This is a genomic window from Streptomyces sp. NBC_01515 (assembly GCF_045040345.1).
Lineage (GTDB): Bacteria > Actinomycetota > Actinomycetes > Streptomycetales > Streptomycetaceae > Streptomyces.
The window spans coordinates 6428736-6442541 of record NZ_CP109416.1 but is presented as its reverse complement, the minus strand read 5'-3'; the positions used below and the strand labels follow the sequence as shown (position 1 = coordinate 6442541).

13 protein-coding genes are annotated in these 13806 nt (G+C 71.0%); 7 read left to right on the top strand and 6 right to left on the bottom strand.

Annotated elements, in window-relative coordinates; all coding sequences use genetic code 11:
- Positions 1–4 precede the first annotated feature (4 nt).
- Both OG407_RS29145 and OG407_RS29140 read right to left on the bottom strand, forming a co-directional pair.
- Entirely contained in the window at positions 5–256 is a 252-nt protein-coding gene (locus OG407_RS29145) for a DUF3263 domain-containing protein (RefSeq protein WP_328682257.1), read from the bottom strand.
- Between the two features lie 52 nt (positions 257–308).
- On the bottom strand, positions 309–1553 hold the full coding sequence (locus OG407_RS29140) for an extracellular solute-binding protein (RefSeq protein WP_405862519.1): 1245 nt from the start codon (positions 1551–1553) through the stop codon (positions 309–311).
- Positions 1554–1684: 131 nt separating this feature from the next.
- Here OG407_RS29140 and OG407_RS29135 point away from each other — a divergent pair, with 131 nt between their 5' ends.
- From OG407_RS29135 to OG407_RS29125, 3 genes are all read left to right on the top strand, one after another.
- Positions 1685–2629, top strand: coding sequence for an ROK family protein (locus OG407_RS29135; RefSeq protein ID WP_405862517.1), 945 nt, complete (start codon positions 1685–1687; stop codon positions 2627–2629).
- Positions 2629–3864, top strand: a complete 1236-nt coding sequence (nagA, locus tag OG407_RS29130) for an N-acetylglucosamine-6-phosphate deacetylase (protein ID WP_405862515.1) — start codon at positions 2629–2631, stop codon at positions 3862–3864. Before OG407_RS29135 ends, nagA begins: the two co-directional genes overlap by 1 nt.
- A gap of 115 nt (positions 3865–3979) precedes the next feature.
- Positions 3980–4909, top strand: a complete 930-nt coding sequence (locus OG407_RS29125; RefSeq protein WP_405862513.1) for a 1-phosphofructokinase family hexose kinase — start codon at positions 3980–3982, stop codon at positions 4907–4909.
- Between the two features lies 1 nt (position 4910).
- Here OG407_RS29125 and OG407_RS29120 read toward each other — a convergent pair whose 3' ends face one another.
- Both OG407_RS29120 and cdgB read right to left on the bottom strand, forming a co-directional pair.
- Positions 4911–5873, bottom strand: a complete 963-nt coding sequence (locus tag OG407_RS29120; RefSeq protein WP_405862511.1) for a carbohydrate-binding protein — start codon at positions 5871–5873, stop codon at positions 4911–4913.
- 154 nt (positions 5874–6027) lie between these two features.
- On the bottom strand, positions 6028–7686 hold the full coding sequence (gene cdgB / locus OG407_RS29115) for a diguanylate cyclase CdgB (RefSeq protein ID WP_405862510.1): 1659 nt from the start codon (positions 7684–7686) through the stop codon (positions 6028–6030).
- Positions 7687–7991: 305 nt separating this feature from the next.
- On the opposite strand from cdgB, the gene OG407_RS29110 reads away from it, so the two are divergent.
- Positions 7992–8564: a flavin reductase family protein gene (locus OG407_RS29110; RefSeq protein WP_405862508.1), complete on the top strand. Its 573-nt coding sequence runs from the start codon at positions 7992–7994 to the stop codon at positions 8562–8564.
- A gap of 116 nt (positions 8565–8680) precedes the next feature.
- The gene (locus OG407_RS29105) at positions 8681–9163 is read left to right on the top strand and encodes a GNAT family N-acetyltransferase (protein WP_405862506.1); all 483 of its coding nucleotides are present in this window, start codon (positions 8681–8683) and stop codon (positions 9161–9163) included.
- A 40-nt stretch (positions 9164–9203) separates the two neighbouring features.
- Here OG407_RS29105 and arfB read toward each other — a convergent pair whose 3' ends face one another.
- Complete coding sequence (arfB, locus tag OG407_RS29100; RefSeq protein ID WP_405862504.1) at positions 9204–9632, bottom strand: alternative ribosome rescue aminoacyl-tRNA hydrolase ArfB; 429 nt, start codon at positions 9630–9632, stop codon at positions 9204–9206.
- A 195-nt stretch (positions 9633–9827) separates the two neighbouring features.
- On the opposite strand from arfB, the gene OG407_RS29095 reads away from it, so the two are divergent.
- Both OG407_RS29095 and OG407_RS29090 read left to right on the top strand, forming a co-directional pair.
- The gene (locus OG407_RS29095) at positions 9828–10403 is read left to right on the top strand and encodes a TerD family protein (protein ID WP_403592059.1); all 576 of its coding nucleotides are present in this window, start codon (positions 9828–9830) and stop codon (positions 10401–10403) included.
- A 262-nt stretch (positions 10404–10665) separates the two neighbouring features.
- Positions 10666–11919 (top strand): DUF1266 domain-containing protein, encoded by a 1254-nt coding sequence (locus OG407_RS29090; protein ID WP_405862502.1) that lies wholly within the window; start codon positions 10666–10668, stop codon positions 11917–11919.
- Here OG407_RS29090 and OG407_RS29085 read toward each other — a convergent pair.
- A complete protein-coding gene (locus tag OG407_RS29085) occupies positions 11900–13717 on the bottom strand; it encodes an ABC transporter ATP-binding protein (protein WP_405862500.1) in 1818 nt (605 codons plus the stop codon). The genes OG407_RS29090 and OG407_RS29085 overlap by 20 nt on opposite strands.
- Positions 13718–13806 lie beyond the last annotated feature (89 nt).

The window sequence follows — 13806 nt, the reverse complement described above, 5'->3', positions numbered from 1 at the left end:
GCTGCTACCTCTCCGCCCGCCTCGTCTCACGGACCCGTCTCAGCCTGTTCACCGTCACCGGGTCGTGGGCCAGGGCCCGCTCGTCGTCCAGCAGGGCGTTGAGCAGCTGGTAGTAGCGCACGGGGGCCAGGCCCAGCTCCTCGCGGATCGCGCGCTCCTTCACGCCGGGGCCGGGGAAGCCGCGGCGCTCCAGCGCGAGGATGTCCTGTTCCCTCCGGTTCAGCGAGGGAAGCCGCGAGGGCCGGTCCTTGTCCATGCCTGCACCGTAAACCCCGCCACTGACAACGGCCCCGGACGCCGCTCGACCGCTACTTCCCGCTCTCCGCCAGCGACGCCGACGCCTGCAACTGCCCCAGCACCGCGCCCGGACTGCCGTTCGCGGCCACCGCCTGCCCTATCCGCTTCTTGATGTCCGCGCTGACCGTGGCCCAGGAGGTGTTGCCCACCGGGTAGAGCGTGGACAGCGGGAGTTCCTCCAGGAAGGGCCGTAGAGCCTTGTCCTGCCGGGACTCCTGCATCGCCTCGGACGCGGAGTTGGTCACCGGCAGGAGGTCGTACTCGCGGGAGAAGGCGAGGACGTTCTTCTCGCTGTAGACGAAGTCGAGGAAGTCGCCGATCTGCTCGCGGTGGCCGTTCTGCTTGAACGCGGCCATCCAGTCGGCGACGCCCATCGTGGTCTTGGCCTTGCCGTTGCGGCCGGGCATCGCGACCGTGCCGAACTTGACGCCCTTCTTGGCGGCCTGCTGCATGAGGGTGGGGTGCCCGTTGAGCATGCCGACGTCACCGTCGGCGAAGGCGGCGAACGCGTCCGCGCGGTTGAGCTGGGCGGGCGCGACGGGACCGGTCAGGCCCTTGGCGACCAGGTTGTCGCGCAGCCAGCTGAAGGTGGAGACGTTCTGCGTCGAGTCGAGGGTGTACGTGCCGATGTCGTCGGTGTAGCCACCGCCCCCGCCGAGCAGCCACTGCATCGTCTCGGCCTGCGCCTCCTCGGACCCGAGCGGCAGCGCGAACGGGTACTTCACGCCCTTCTCCTTCAACGCCTCCGCGTCGGCGGCCAGTTCGCTCCAGTCCTTCGGCGGGGTGAGCCCGGCCTCGGTGAAGAGGGTCTTGTTGTAGAAGAGGACGCGCGTAGACGCGGCGAACGGCATGCCGTACTGGATGTGGTTCACCTGCCCCGCGTCCAGCAGCGGCTCCAGGAAATCGGCCTCCACGGGGATGGAGAGCAGGTCGGCCGTGGAGTACAGCCTGCCCGCGTCGGCGTAGTCCGCGTACGCGCCGATCTGCGCCATGTCGGGCGCCTTGCCGGCGGCGACCATCTCCTTGACCTTGCGGTCGACGTCGTTCCAGGAGTAGACGCTGACCTCGACCTTGACGTCCGGGTGCTTCGCCTCGTACGCCTTGACGAGTCCGTCCCAGTATTTCCGCGAACTGTTGGACGCGGAATCGCCGTAGTCGGCGGCGACGAGCCGCAGAGTGACCTCACCGGAATCCCCGCCGAGGCCACAGCCCCCGAGGACCGCCGTCAAGCCCAGTGCGGAGGTCACCGCGATCATTCCTGTCCTACGCCGCTGCACTGCCGAATCCCCAACCTTTGCTGTCGTGACGTTCGCTCTGCGAACCCATAAGGTCTACACCACGTGAGTGGACTAGACCTCTCGCGGGTGTACGGGCCACACTGTCCCCCGTGAGACATGTCATCGCCCTCGACGTGGGCGGCACCGGGATGAAGGCCGCCCTGGTCGGGGCGGAGGGCCAACTGCTCCACCGGGCCCGCCGGGCGACCGGCCGTGAGCGCGGTCCGGACGCGGTCGTCGAGCACATCCTCGGCTTCGCCGCCGAGCTGCGCGCGTACGGCGAGGAGCACTACGGCGAGCCCGCGGCGGCGGCCGGCGTCGCCGTCCCCGGCATCGTCGACGCCGAGCGGGGCATCGCCGCGTACTCGGCCAACCTCGGCTGGCGCGACGTACCCCTGCGCGATCTGCTGGCCGCCCGCCTCGGGGGCGTCCCGGTCGCCCTCGGCCACGACGTCCGCACCGGCGGCCTCGCCGAGGGCCGCATCGGCGCGGGCAAGGGCGCCGACCGCTTCCTGTTCGTCCCGCTCGGCACCGGTATAGCGGGCGCGATCGGCATCGACGGCCGGGTGGAGGCGGGCGCGCACGGTTTCGCGGGCGAGATCGGCCACATCGTCGTACGACCGGGCGGCACCCCCTGCCCCTGCGGCCAGACCGGCTGCCTGGAGCGGTACGCGTCCGCGGCGGCGGTGACCGAGGCGTGGGCGGCCGTCTCCGGCGACCCCGGGGCGGACGCGGCGGACTGCGCGAAGGCGGTCGCCTCCGGGGACCCGCGCGCGCAGAAGGTCTGGCAGGAGGCCGTAGACGCCCTCGCCGACGGCCTCGTCACCGCCCTCACCCTCCTGGACCCCCGAACGATCATCATCGGCGGCGGCCTGGCGGAGGCGGGGGAAACCTTGTTCACACCGCTGCGGGAAGCGGTCCGGTCCCGGATCACCTTCCAGAAGCTGCCGACGATCGTCCCCGCGGCCCTAGGGGACACCGCCGGATGTCTAGGTGCAGGCCTGCTGGCCTGGGACCTCCTCACTTCAACCGACCGCACGGAGGTAGCACCCTGATGGCAACCCCCCCAGGGGCGCGGGACAGCGTCGATATGCGGCTCCGCCGCGGGGCGCGACCAGCCACACTCGACGCGCACTCCGCATCCGGCAAGGCGCCCCTCATCCTGTCCGGCGCCAACGTGGTCCTCCCGACCGGAATCGTGCGCGACGGCCGACTCATCATCGACGGCACCCGCATCACCGGCGCCGCCCCCGAGAACGCCCAGGTACTCGACGTCACCGGCTTCACCCTGGTCCCGGGATTCGTGGACATCCACAACCACGGCGGCGGCGGAGCCTCCTTCACCTCCGGCACCATCGACGACGTCCTCAAGGGCATCCACACCCACCGCCAACACGGCACCACCACCCTGGTCGCCTCCACCGTCACCGGTGAGATGGACTTCCTCGCCCAGCGGGCCGGCCTCCTCTCCGAACTGGCGGAGCAGGGCGACCTCGCCGGTATCCACTTCGAGGGCCCGTTCATCTCCCCGTGCCGCAAGGGCGCCCACTCCGAGGCCCTGCTCCGGGATCCCGACCCCGCGGACGTCCGCAAGCTGGTCGACGCGGCCCGCGGGCAGGCGAAGATGGTCACCCTCGCGACCGAACTCCCCGGCGGCCTCGACTCCGTACGCCTCCTCGCCGAACTCGGCGTCATCGCGGCGATCGGGCACACCGACGCGTCGTACGAGCAGACGGTGGAGGCGATCGACGCGGGCGCGACGGTCGCCACGCACCTGTTCAACGCGATGCCGCCGCTCGGTCACCGCGACCCCGGTCCGATCGCGGCGCTGCTCGAAGACGAGCGGATCACGGTCGAGTTGATCAACGACGGTACGCATCTGCACCCGGCGGCGCTGGAGTTGGCGTTCCACCACGCCGGTGCGGAGCGGGTCGCGTTCATCACGGACGCGATGGACGCGGCGGGCTTCGGTGACGGGCGTTACATGCTCGGCCCGCTGGAGGTCGAGGTGAGCGAGGGTGTGGCGCGGTTGGTGGAGGGCGGCTCCATCGCGGGCTCGACCCTCACCCTGGACCGGGCCTTCAAGCGCGCGGTGACGGTCGACCGGCTGCCGGTCGAGGACGTGGTCGCCGCGATCTCGGCCAACCCGGCCCGGCTGTTGGGGAGTTACGACGAGATCGGCTCGCTGGAGCCCGGCAAGTACGCGGATTTGCTGCTGCTGGACTCCGCGTTCGACCTCAAGGGCGTGATGCGGCGCGGTACTTGGGTGGTCGATCCCCAACTGGGCTGAAATGTACCGCTGTTGAGGCGGCGGTTGTCCCGGGACACTGGGAGGACCGCCGCCTCTTCGGCACGATCGGCCCGAACTGGACGGCGGATGCACACACTTCGGGGGAGGTCGGCCGGTGATCCTCACGGTGACGCTGAACACCGCGCTCGATATCACCTACCGGGTACGGGAGTTGCACCCGCACGCTTCGCACCGCGTGTCCGAGGTGACGGAACGCCCCGGCGGCAAGGGCCTGAACGTGGCACGGGTCCTGGCGGCCCTGGGCCACGAGGTGACGGTCACCGGCTTCACGGGCGGCGCGACCGGACGCATCGTCCAGGACCAACTCACGGGCACCCCAGGCGTGTTGGACGCGCTCGTCCCGGTGTCCGGGGCGACCCGCCGCACGATAGCGGTGGTGGACGAGCTGACTGGTGACACGACTCAACTCAACGAGCCCGGCCCGACGGTCACTTCGGCGGAGTGGACGGCGTTCCAGGAGGCGTACGGGTCCCTGTTGCCCGGGGTCTCGGCGGTGGCCCTGTGCGGAAGCCTGCCGCCGGGAGTGCCGGTGGGCGCGTACGCGGTGCTGATAAAGAGTGCGCGGGCGGCCGGGGTGCCGGTGCTGCTCGACACCAGCGGGGAGCCGCTGCGGCGCGGGGTGGCCGCCCGACCGGACCTGCTCAAGCCCAACACCGACGAACTCGCCGAACTCACCGGCTCCCACGACCCGTTGCGCGCCACCCAGGACGCGCGCCGCCGGGGCGCCCGAACGGTGGTCACCTCACTGGGCGCGCGGGGCCTCCTGGCGGCAACTCCGGAGGCCACCTGGCACGCGACACCTCCGACCCGCATCCACGGCAACCCGACCGGCGCGGGCGACTCGGCGGTCGCGGGCCTGCTGTCGGGCTTGGTGGAACACCTGCCCTGGCCGGACCGACTGGCACGGGCGGTCGCCCTGTCGGCGGCGACCGTACTGGCGCCGGTGGCGGGCGAGTTCGACCGCGCGGCGTACGAGGAGCTGCTGGGGCGGGTCGCGGTGACGAGGGAGGTCAGCGCGGCGTGAGTCAGGCCTTGACCAGGTACAGCTGGTCGAAGTTGACGTCGCACTGGTTGCCCTGCTCGCAGGAGATCTTGACGGTGTTGGAGCCCTTGTTCAGCTGCACGGACGCCCAGGTCTCCGTCCAGCCCTTCTCGTAGTCGCCATCGGCGGCCTTCGCGAAGTTGCCCAGGTTGAGAGCGCGGGACTGGGCCGTGCCGTTGATCGTGAGCGTGGCGGTGGCGTTCTTGCCGGGCACGCCGTAGTTGACGTACAGGCGGTAGTTGCCGCTCTTCGCGAGGCCGCTCATGTTCCATGTCACGGACGCGCCGACCGCGTTGAACCCCGACACGTAGACACCGCCGGCGGCCTTGGCGCCGTCGACGTCGGTTGCCGTGACGGCGCCGCCGCCCAGCAGAAGGGCCTTGGCGTCGATCTTCGGCAGTTCCGCCTCGTCCCCGGTGCTCGTGCTCGGCGACGGACTCGACGAAGCGCTCTGCGAAGCCGACGGCGTCGACCCCGCCTCGTTGCCCGTCTTCTTGTCGTCGTTGCCGTTCATCATCGCCACGCTGATGCCGATGACGACCGCGGCGACGACCGCGATCGCGCCGATCAGGAGGCCCTTGGTGTTGGGGCCTCGGCCCCGGCCGTTGCCGCCGCCGTTGTTGTAGGACGGGGGCTGCTGGCCGGACGGGGGGCCGCCGGGGAAGGTCTCCGGGGCCTGGTAGTGGGCGTTGGGCTGGGCGCCGTAGGGCTGCTGTTGCGGGACCGTCTGGCCGTAGGGCTGCTGGTACTGGGCGGTGGGGGCCGCGGCGGCCTGCTGGCCGCCGTACTGGCGCTCGCCCACCGGGCGCACTCGGTTGACCGAACCCGGGTAGCCGTAGCCACCGCCGGACGGCGGCTGGGCGCCGTTGGCCTGGCCGTCCTCGTACAGGTAGCCGAACGGGTCGTCGTCCTCGGGCGTGCTCGCGCCGTTGTTGCCGGGCGTCATCCCTAGGTACTCCTCAACAGGTGCGGGTGCAGATACGTCAGCTTCAGATGCGTCTCTCAGACACGTCGTCGATACGTCTGGAGAACTGCGAGCCTACCCGCTCCGCGTCGTCCAAACGGGTGACTCACGCCGCATCAAACCTCTGACCTGGAGATCATCCCGCGCGTCTGTGCTGTTTGGGACGAGATCGTTTCTCGATGTACATCCGTTCGTCAGCGGACTTCAGGACCTCGTCCGCCGTCATGCCGCAGTGGGCCCACCCGATACCGAAACTGGCCCCGACCCGCATACCGCGGCCGTCGACCCGGATGGGCTGGATGATCTCGTTCCGCAGGCGTACGGCGAGGTCGGCGGCGTCGGCCTTGCCGAGTCCGTCGGCCAGGACGACGAACTCGTCGCCGCCGAGCCGGGCCACCGTGTCGCCGTCGCGTACGGCCCGGCCGAGCCGCCGGGCGACCTCGATGAGGACGGCGTCACCCGCGTTGTGCCCGAACCGGTCGTTGATCGACTTGAAGCCGTCGAGGTCGCAGAAGAGCACCGCGAGCCCCTTGGTGCCGTCGTCCCGCTCGCCCTCGGGGGCGATGGTGTGGACGTGGTGGTCGTAGGCGTCGAGGAGGTCGGCGCCGGGGCGGAAGTCGAAGCCGTGGCCGTTCGCGTCGTAGGCCGGATGTCCGTACGCGGCGTCGATGGACTCGATCTCGCCGGGGTGGGTGGCCTGCGGGCGCTGGCAGAGGCGGGCGGAGAGGCGGGTGCGCAGCTCCGCCGAGTTCGGCAGGCCGGTCAGCGCGTCGTGCGCGGCGCGGTGCGCGAGTTGCAGCTCGCGGCGCTTGCGGTCCTCTATGTCCTCGACGTGCGAGAGGAGGAAGCGCGGTCCGTCGGCGGCGTCCGCGACGACGGAGTTGCGGAGCGAGACCCAGACGTACGTGCCGTCCCGGCGGCCCAGGCGGAGCTCCGCGCGTCCGCCCTCCGCCGACGTTCTCAGCAGGGTGCCTATGTCCTCGGGGTGGACGAGGTCGGAGAAGGAGTAGCGGCGCATCGCGGACGCCGGGCGGCCCAGCAGGCGGCACAGGGCGTCGTTGCTCCGCAGTATTCGGCCGTGCTGGTCGCCGCCCATCTCGGCTATCGCCATGCCGGAGGGGGCGTACTCGAAGGCCTGCCGGAAGCTCTCCTCGCTTGCGCGCAGGGCCTGTTGCTCGCGCTCCAGGCGGACCAGGGCGCGCTGCATGTTGGCGCGCAGCCGGGCGTTGCTGATCGCTATGGCCGCCTGGAACGCGTACATCTGGAGCGCTTCGCGCCCCCACGCGCCCGGCCGCCGGCCGTTGCGCGGGCGGTCCACGGACAGGACGCCGATCAGCTCGCCGCACGAGCCGCCGGAGACGCCGGGGGTGTACATGGGCGCGAACAGCCGGTCGGACGGGTGCCACTCGTCCTCGAAGCGGGGTGCGGGGCCGTCGGTGTACCACTGCGGTACGTCGTCCTCGTCGAGGACCCAGCCCTCGGTGTGCGGGATGAACCGGAGGTCGCCCCAGGCCTCGCCCATGCCGAGCCGGCGCTCCCAGGAAGTGCGCGAGCCGACGCGGCCGGCGATGAGCGACTCGGCGGCGGAGTTGCCCGCGAAGGCGGCGACGACGAGGTCGCCGTCGGGGCGGACGAGGTTGACGCACGCCAGCTCGTACCCGAGCCCCTTGACGACGCCGTCGGCGACGGTCTGCAGGGTGTCCGCAAGGCTGCGGGCGGTGTTCATGTCCGCCATGACCGTGTGCAGTTGTCGCAGGGTCGCAAGACGGACGTAGGGTTCGGACTCGGTCTCCATACTCGCCCTCCCCCCGAGACCTCGCAGTGAATCAAGGGTCATCTTCCCCGCCACTGAATCACAGCGCGCTGCCCACTCGGTACACAGGGTCAACAATTACTACCCCTTGTGACTCAAGTCACAGCAGAAGATGAACAATTGAGTGGAGTTTCTGCTTTTTCCCTGTGCGTTAACTGAACGCAAACTGTGCGGGTGTGTGGACATGATGCACGACGATGTTCGGCCGCGTGGGCCATTGGTCCTAGGACCCGAGTGGGCCGCAGGTCCGATGTGGTGCGCGGACGTACGAGGCTAGCGTTTCGATTGTGCTGAACACCGCGTCGATCACCGAGACCGTTCCCTCCGGGCATGCTGTGGGGGTGAGCAACGACGAGTTCCGCGCCGCCCTCGCGCGACTGGCCGCCGGTGTGGTCCTGGTGACCGCGCACGAGGAGCCCTACGACCCGGACGACCCCCAGGCCCCGGTCGGCGAGGACGTGGGCATGACGGCGACCGCGTTCATGTCGGTCTCCCTGGACCCGCCCCTGGTCCTGGTCAGCCTCCGCAACGGCTCCCGCATGGACGACCTCCTCGACGAACAGCCCCTGTGGGCCGTCTCCGTCCTCTCCGAGAGCCAGCGCCACATCGCGGGCCGCTTCGCCATGAAGGGACGCATCAGCGACCGGCTGCTCTTCGACGACATCCCCTACGTCCACGGGGAGGCGTCCGGGGCGCCGTTGGTGCGGGGGGCTCTGGCCACGCTGGAGTGCCGGACGGAACAGCGGGTTCCGGCGGGGGATCACACGCTGGTGATCGGGCGGGTGCTGACGGCGGAGGTGGGGAGTGCGGAGGGGGGTCCGCTGGCGTATTTCCGGGGGCGGTACCGGCAGTTGGGGTAAGCACCGGGGGGCGGGGGGACGGATTTCCGGGCCGGTAAAGGCAGTTGGGGTGACGGCAGTTGGGGTGACGGCCAATTCGGTGGCCCGCCGGTGATCGACCCCTTTACCGTGCACGCATGACGACGAACACCACCGCCGGGCCCGGACCCCGCCTCGAAGAGATCAGCCCGAGCAACTTCGAGGCCGCCGTGGGCATTCGGGTCCGCCCCGACCAGGAGTTCGCGGTCTCCCCCGTCATGAAGTCCCTCGCCGAGGCCTACGTCCATCAGGGCACCGCCTGGCCGCGCCTGATCGTCGACGAGGACCGGCCGGTCGGCTTCCTCATGGCCTTCTTCGACATCGACTGGAACCTGGACGGCACCGTCATCCGTTCCGGTCTGTGGCGCCTGAACATCGCGGCGGACCAACAGGGGCGCGGATACGGCCGGTTCGCCGTGGAGTCGGTCGCCGCGGAGATCCGCCGCCGGGGCGGCAAGGAGCTGTACGTGACGTGGCACGAGGGGCCACTGGGCCCGGCGAAGTTCTACCTGGGGCTGGGGTTCCGGCCCAACGGGGAGCTGAGCGAGGGCGAGACGGTCGGGGTGCTGGAGCTGTCGTAGGCGCGCGGCCGGACGAGGTTCGCGTCCGGCGAGGCCGGCCCTACCCCCAGCCCCGCCCGTTCCGCCCCCGCTTCGTGTCGGAGCGCTGCTTCTTCTCCCGCAACCGGCGTTCGTTGATACCGCGCGGAATACGGGTGGCCCGGCGCGGCTTCGGCGGCGGTGCGGTGGCCTCGGCGAGCAGCGCCGCGAGGCGTACGGCGGCGGTCTCGCGGTTGCGCCACTGGGACCGGTGCTCGGAGGACCGTACGGTGACGACGCCGTCGACGAGCCGCGAGGCGAGCCGTTCCAGCGCGCGCTGCTTCCACACCGGGGGCAGGGCCTCGGTCCTGGCCAGGTCGAACCGCAGCTCCACCTGGGAGTCGCTGGTGTTGACATGCTGCCCACCCGGCCCTGACGACCGCGAGAAACGCCACATGAGCTCGGCCTCGGGCAGGGAGACGGAGCCGCGGACGGGATAGGGACCGGACATGTCCCCATGGTCGCCCAGCTGTCCGGTCCACGTCACTCCCATTTCCACAGGAGTCCCGCGGAGTGCCGAGGGGGCGCGGGTAAAGAAAGTAAAGTCGCCTGGAACCTTCGGTACCCCTCTTGGCGTTCATACAGGTACCGGTAGCTTCGTCCTCAGTACGAAGCCCGCACCGCAACGAGGGAAGGACTCCCAACAATGGCTGTAAGCCTGTCCAAGGGTGGCAACGTCTCGCTCACCAAGGAGGCCCCGGGCCTGACCGCCGTCACCGTAGGCCTCGGCTGGGACGTCCGCACCACCACCGGCACGGACTTCGACCTCGACGCCTCGGCGATCGCGGTCAACCCCGAGGGCAAGGTCTACTCGGAGGGTCACTTCATCTTCTTCAACAACAAGTCGACCCCGGACCAGACGATCGTCCACACCGGCGACAACCGCACGGGCGAGGGCGCGGGCGACGACGAGGCGATCAACGTCAACCTGGCCGGCCTCCCGGCGGACGTCGAGAAGATCGTCTTCCCGGTCTCGATCTACGACGCGGAGACCCGCTCGCAGAACTTCGGCCAGGTCCGCAACGCGTACATCCGCATCCTGAACCAGGCCGGCGGCGCCGAGATCGCCCGCTACGACCTCTCCGAGGACGCGGCGACGGAGACGGCGATGGTCTTCGGCGAGCTGTACCGCAACGGCGCGGAGTGGAAGTTCCGCGCGGTGGGCCAGGGTTACGCCTCGGGCCTGGTCGGTATCGCGCAGGACTTCGGCGTGAACGTCTGACGTTCACGGCGGTCGTATGCAGTGCCGTGTGTGAGGCCCCTGGCCGCGGTTGCGGCCGGGGGCTTCGGCATGTGCGGGAACGCGGCGCGGCGGACCGGGAGTCGGGGAACGCGGCACCGGGGGCCGGGAGTTGAGGGAACGCGGCGCGCGGGCCGGGAGTTGAGGGAACAGGGCGCGGGGGCCGCACAGGGGTGTCTCAGCCCCGTATGGCAATGTGCCGGGATCAACAGCGGTTGTGGCACCTGGAAGGACAGCGAGCCCTATGTCGTTCGGACCGTCCCCCGCCGGTTTCGGGCCTCCCCCACCGCCCGCCTGGACCCCGCCGACCGAGACGGAACGCGCACTGGCCGAGGCGAGAGCGCGCGGCGACCGGCCCGCGTACTACGACGTACTGGCCCGGGTCCGCCTCTACTACGTGATGTCCCGCGAGTCCTACGACGACCGACCGGACCGTACGCACCGCACGTTCGCCCGCGACCCCCGCACCGGCGCGGAACGCTGGGAACTCCTCACGGACGGCATGCTGCCCGCGCCCCGCCCCGACCTGGTGTACTCCCGCGCGTCGCTGCACTGGATCGCGGAGGCCTGGAACCCGCGCTGCCCGCCGGCCATCGTCATCAACCCCGGCACTCCGTGCGAACTGGCCCTCCCCTACGGCCCCTTGGGCACGACGGACTGGTCACGCGCGGCGGAGCGGATCGGCACCCCTTCCACCGCCATGCGCCTGCGCGCGCTCCACGTCGGCGGCGCACTCCACGGCCCCGTGGCCCACGGCCTGGCCTGCGGAGCCCTCCTCTGCGTCAGCAACGGCTCCCTCTGGAACGCGCCGGCCTGGCACGGCAGCGGCTACGACGGCGAGCGCCGGCGCCTTCGCGAGTGGTGGGGCATCAGCACCCGCGCCGAGTGGCAGCACCACCTGCGCAACCTGCTCGCCTGCGAAGCGTCCAGCTCCGTATGGGAGTTCGCGCTGAGCCTGCGCCGCACGATCGCCCGCGACTTCGGCGGCCACGTGGACACGGGCTACTGGCGCCAGGCGGTGGCCACCGTCATCCGAGCCAACTCCGAAGGCTCCACGGTGATCACGGAGGACGGCGTCACAAAAACCGACCCCCGCCCCGCATCGGAGACCGAGGCGCGGGTGGAGGGCGTACAACGCCTGATCGGCCGCATCACCCGCTACGAGGCCCGCATGCGGGCGGACGGCATCCTCGCCGAGAACCGCTACGTCACCTCGGTGGAGGCCTGGGACCTCGGCCGCGCCTCGAAGATGGCCCGCTGGGGCCTGGGCGCCCGCTTCGCCACCCTCCCGGAGACGGAGTCGGCCGTCGTCCGCGCCGGCCGGGCCGCATCCCTCGCCTACCGCTCCTGGGCCGACTTCTCCGCCGGTTACATCCTGGGCCGCTGCCTGCACTTCGACGAGGAGGAGTTCGGGGACTGGTACCAGGACATGGTGTCGGCGCACCGGATCCTGATGTCCGAACCCGGGAGTCCTTGGCTCAACATTCCGTTCCGGTGAGCGCGCGGTCGGACGCCACCACGACCGTGGCGTCGGCCAGGTGGAGGACGAGGTCCGCCAGGGCGGTCAGCCGTCGGTCGTGGGTGATGAGGAACGTCGTACGGCCGGCGGTGAGGTGGCGCAGGGGGGCCATGATGCGGGCGGTGGCCGCGTCGTCGAGGCCGGTGGTGGGTTCGTCGAGGACGAGCACGGGCGCGGTGCGCAGCATGGCACGGGCCAGGGCGATCCTGCGGCGCTGGCCGCCGGAGAGGTTGTTGCCGCGCTTGCCGACCGGGGTGTCGTAGCCCTCGGGCAGCGCGCTGACGAATCCGTGCGCGTCGGCCGCGACGGCGGCGGCGAGCACTTCGCTGTCGGCGGCGTCCGGGCAGCCGTAGACGATGTTCGCGCGGACGGTGTCGTCGAACAGCATGCTGTCCTGCGGGAGCAGGGTGATGTGGCGGCGGACCTCGTCGGGCGGGAGTTCGGCGATGTCGCGGCCGTCGAGGAGGATGCGGCCCCGGGTGGGTTCGTGGAAGCGCAGCAGGAGTTTGCCGAGGGTGGACTTGCCGGCGCCGCTGGGGCCGGTGACGGCGATCAGGAGGCCCGGGGGCAGGTCGAGGCGGACGCGGTGGAGTACGGGGCCTGCCGCGCCCGGGTAGGAGAAGTCGACGTCCTGGAAGGTGACGGCGCCGCGTACGGGCTCGGGGAGCGGTGGGGTGTCGGGGCGGGGGGCCGTTTCGGGGGTGGGGGTGGTGCGCAGGAGCTCGATCAGGCGCTCGCAGGTGGCGGTCGCGGTGGAGGCGCCGACGAGGAGTTCGCCGAGTTCCTGGAGGCGCGGGTGCAGGTAGCTGAGGAACGCGGCGAACGCGAGCAGGCCGCCCACGGTGAGGTGGTGCTCGGAGATCTGCCACGCCCCGGCGCCGATCACCGCCAACACGCTGACGGTTTCGAGGAGTTCACCGAGGGGGCCGTACACGGACGACAGCCTGATCTGCCGCAGTCCGGCGCGCATCCAGGTGCGTCCCTCGCGGTGCACCTTGGTGCGCTCCGCCTGCTGGCGGCCGTACGCCTGCACCAGGGGCATGTTGGCGAGGCTCTCCTCCAGGAGGGAGGCGAGCCGTCCGTTGCTGTCGCGTTCGGCACGGCTGGCGGTGCGCATCAGGGTGCCGAAGACGCGGGCGCCGATCCAGATCAGGGGGGCTGCGGCGAGGGTGATGAGCGCGAGTTGCCAGCTGGTCCAGAACGCGGCGGCGGCGAAGACGAGGGCGCCCGCGGCGGAGGTGATCAGCTCGACGGGGGCGGAGGCGACCAGGGTCTCCACGACCTCGATGTCCCCGGTGAGGCGGGCGACCAGGTCGCCGGTGCCGTAGCGGTCGAGGGTGTCCGGCGGGATGGCCTGGAGGTGCCGGAAGACGTGGTCGCGCAGGCCCAGGAGGAAGTGCTCGCTGGTCCAGCCGGACAGGTAGCTGCCCGCGGCGGAGGCCACGGCGCCCACGACGGCCAGCCCCAGCCAGAGCGTGGCCGGGCCCCAGAAGGCGGTGAGGTCACCGGGTGTGAGGACGTCGTCGGTGAGCCGGCCCGCGATGGCGATCGCGGCGGCGTCGGCGGCGGACGAGGCGATGAGGAGCGCCGCCGAGGAGAGGACGGCGACGCGGTTGCCGCGGGCCAGCGGCCAGAAGGTGCGGAAGGCGGCGAGGGGGGAGATGCGGGCGTGCCGCAGCCGGGACGGACGGCGCTCCTCGGCTGCCGCCGCCGTCCAGTCCCGGTGCGTGCCGGGGTCCACACTCGCTGGGCGGGCGGACCCCGGCACGGCGGTCACTTACCGTGCTTCTTGTGCTTCCGGTGGTGCTTCTTCTCGTGGTGCTTGTGATGCGCCTCCTTGGCACATTCCTTCTTCTTGGCCTTCTT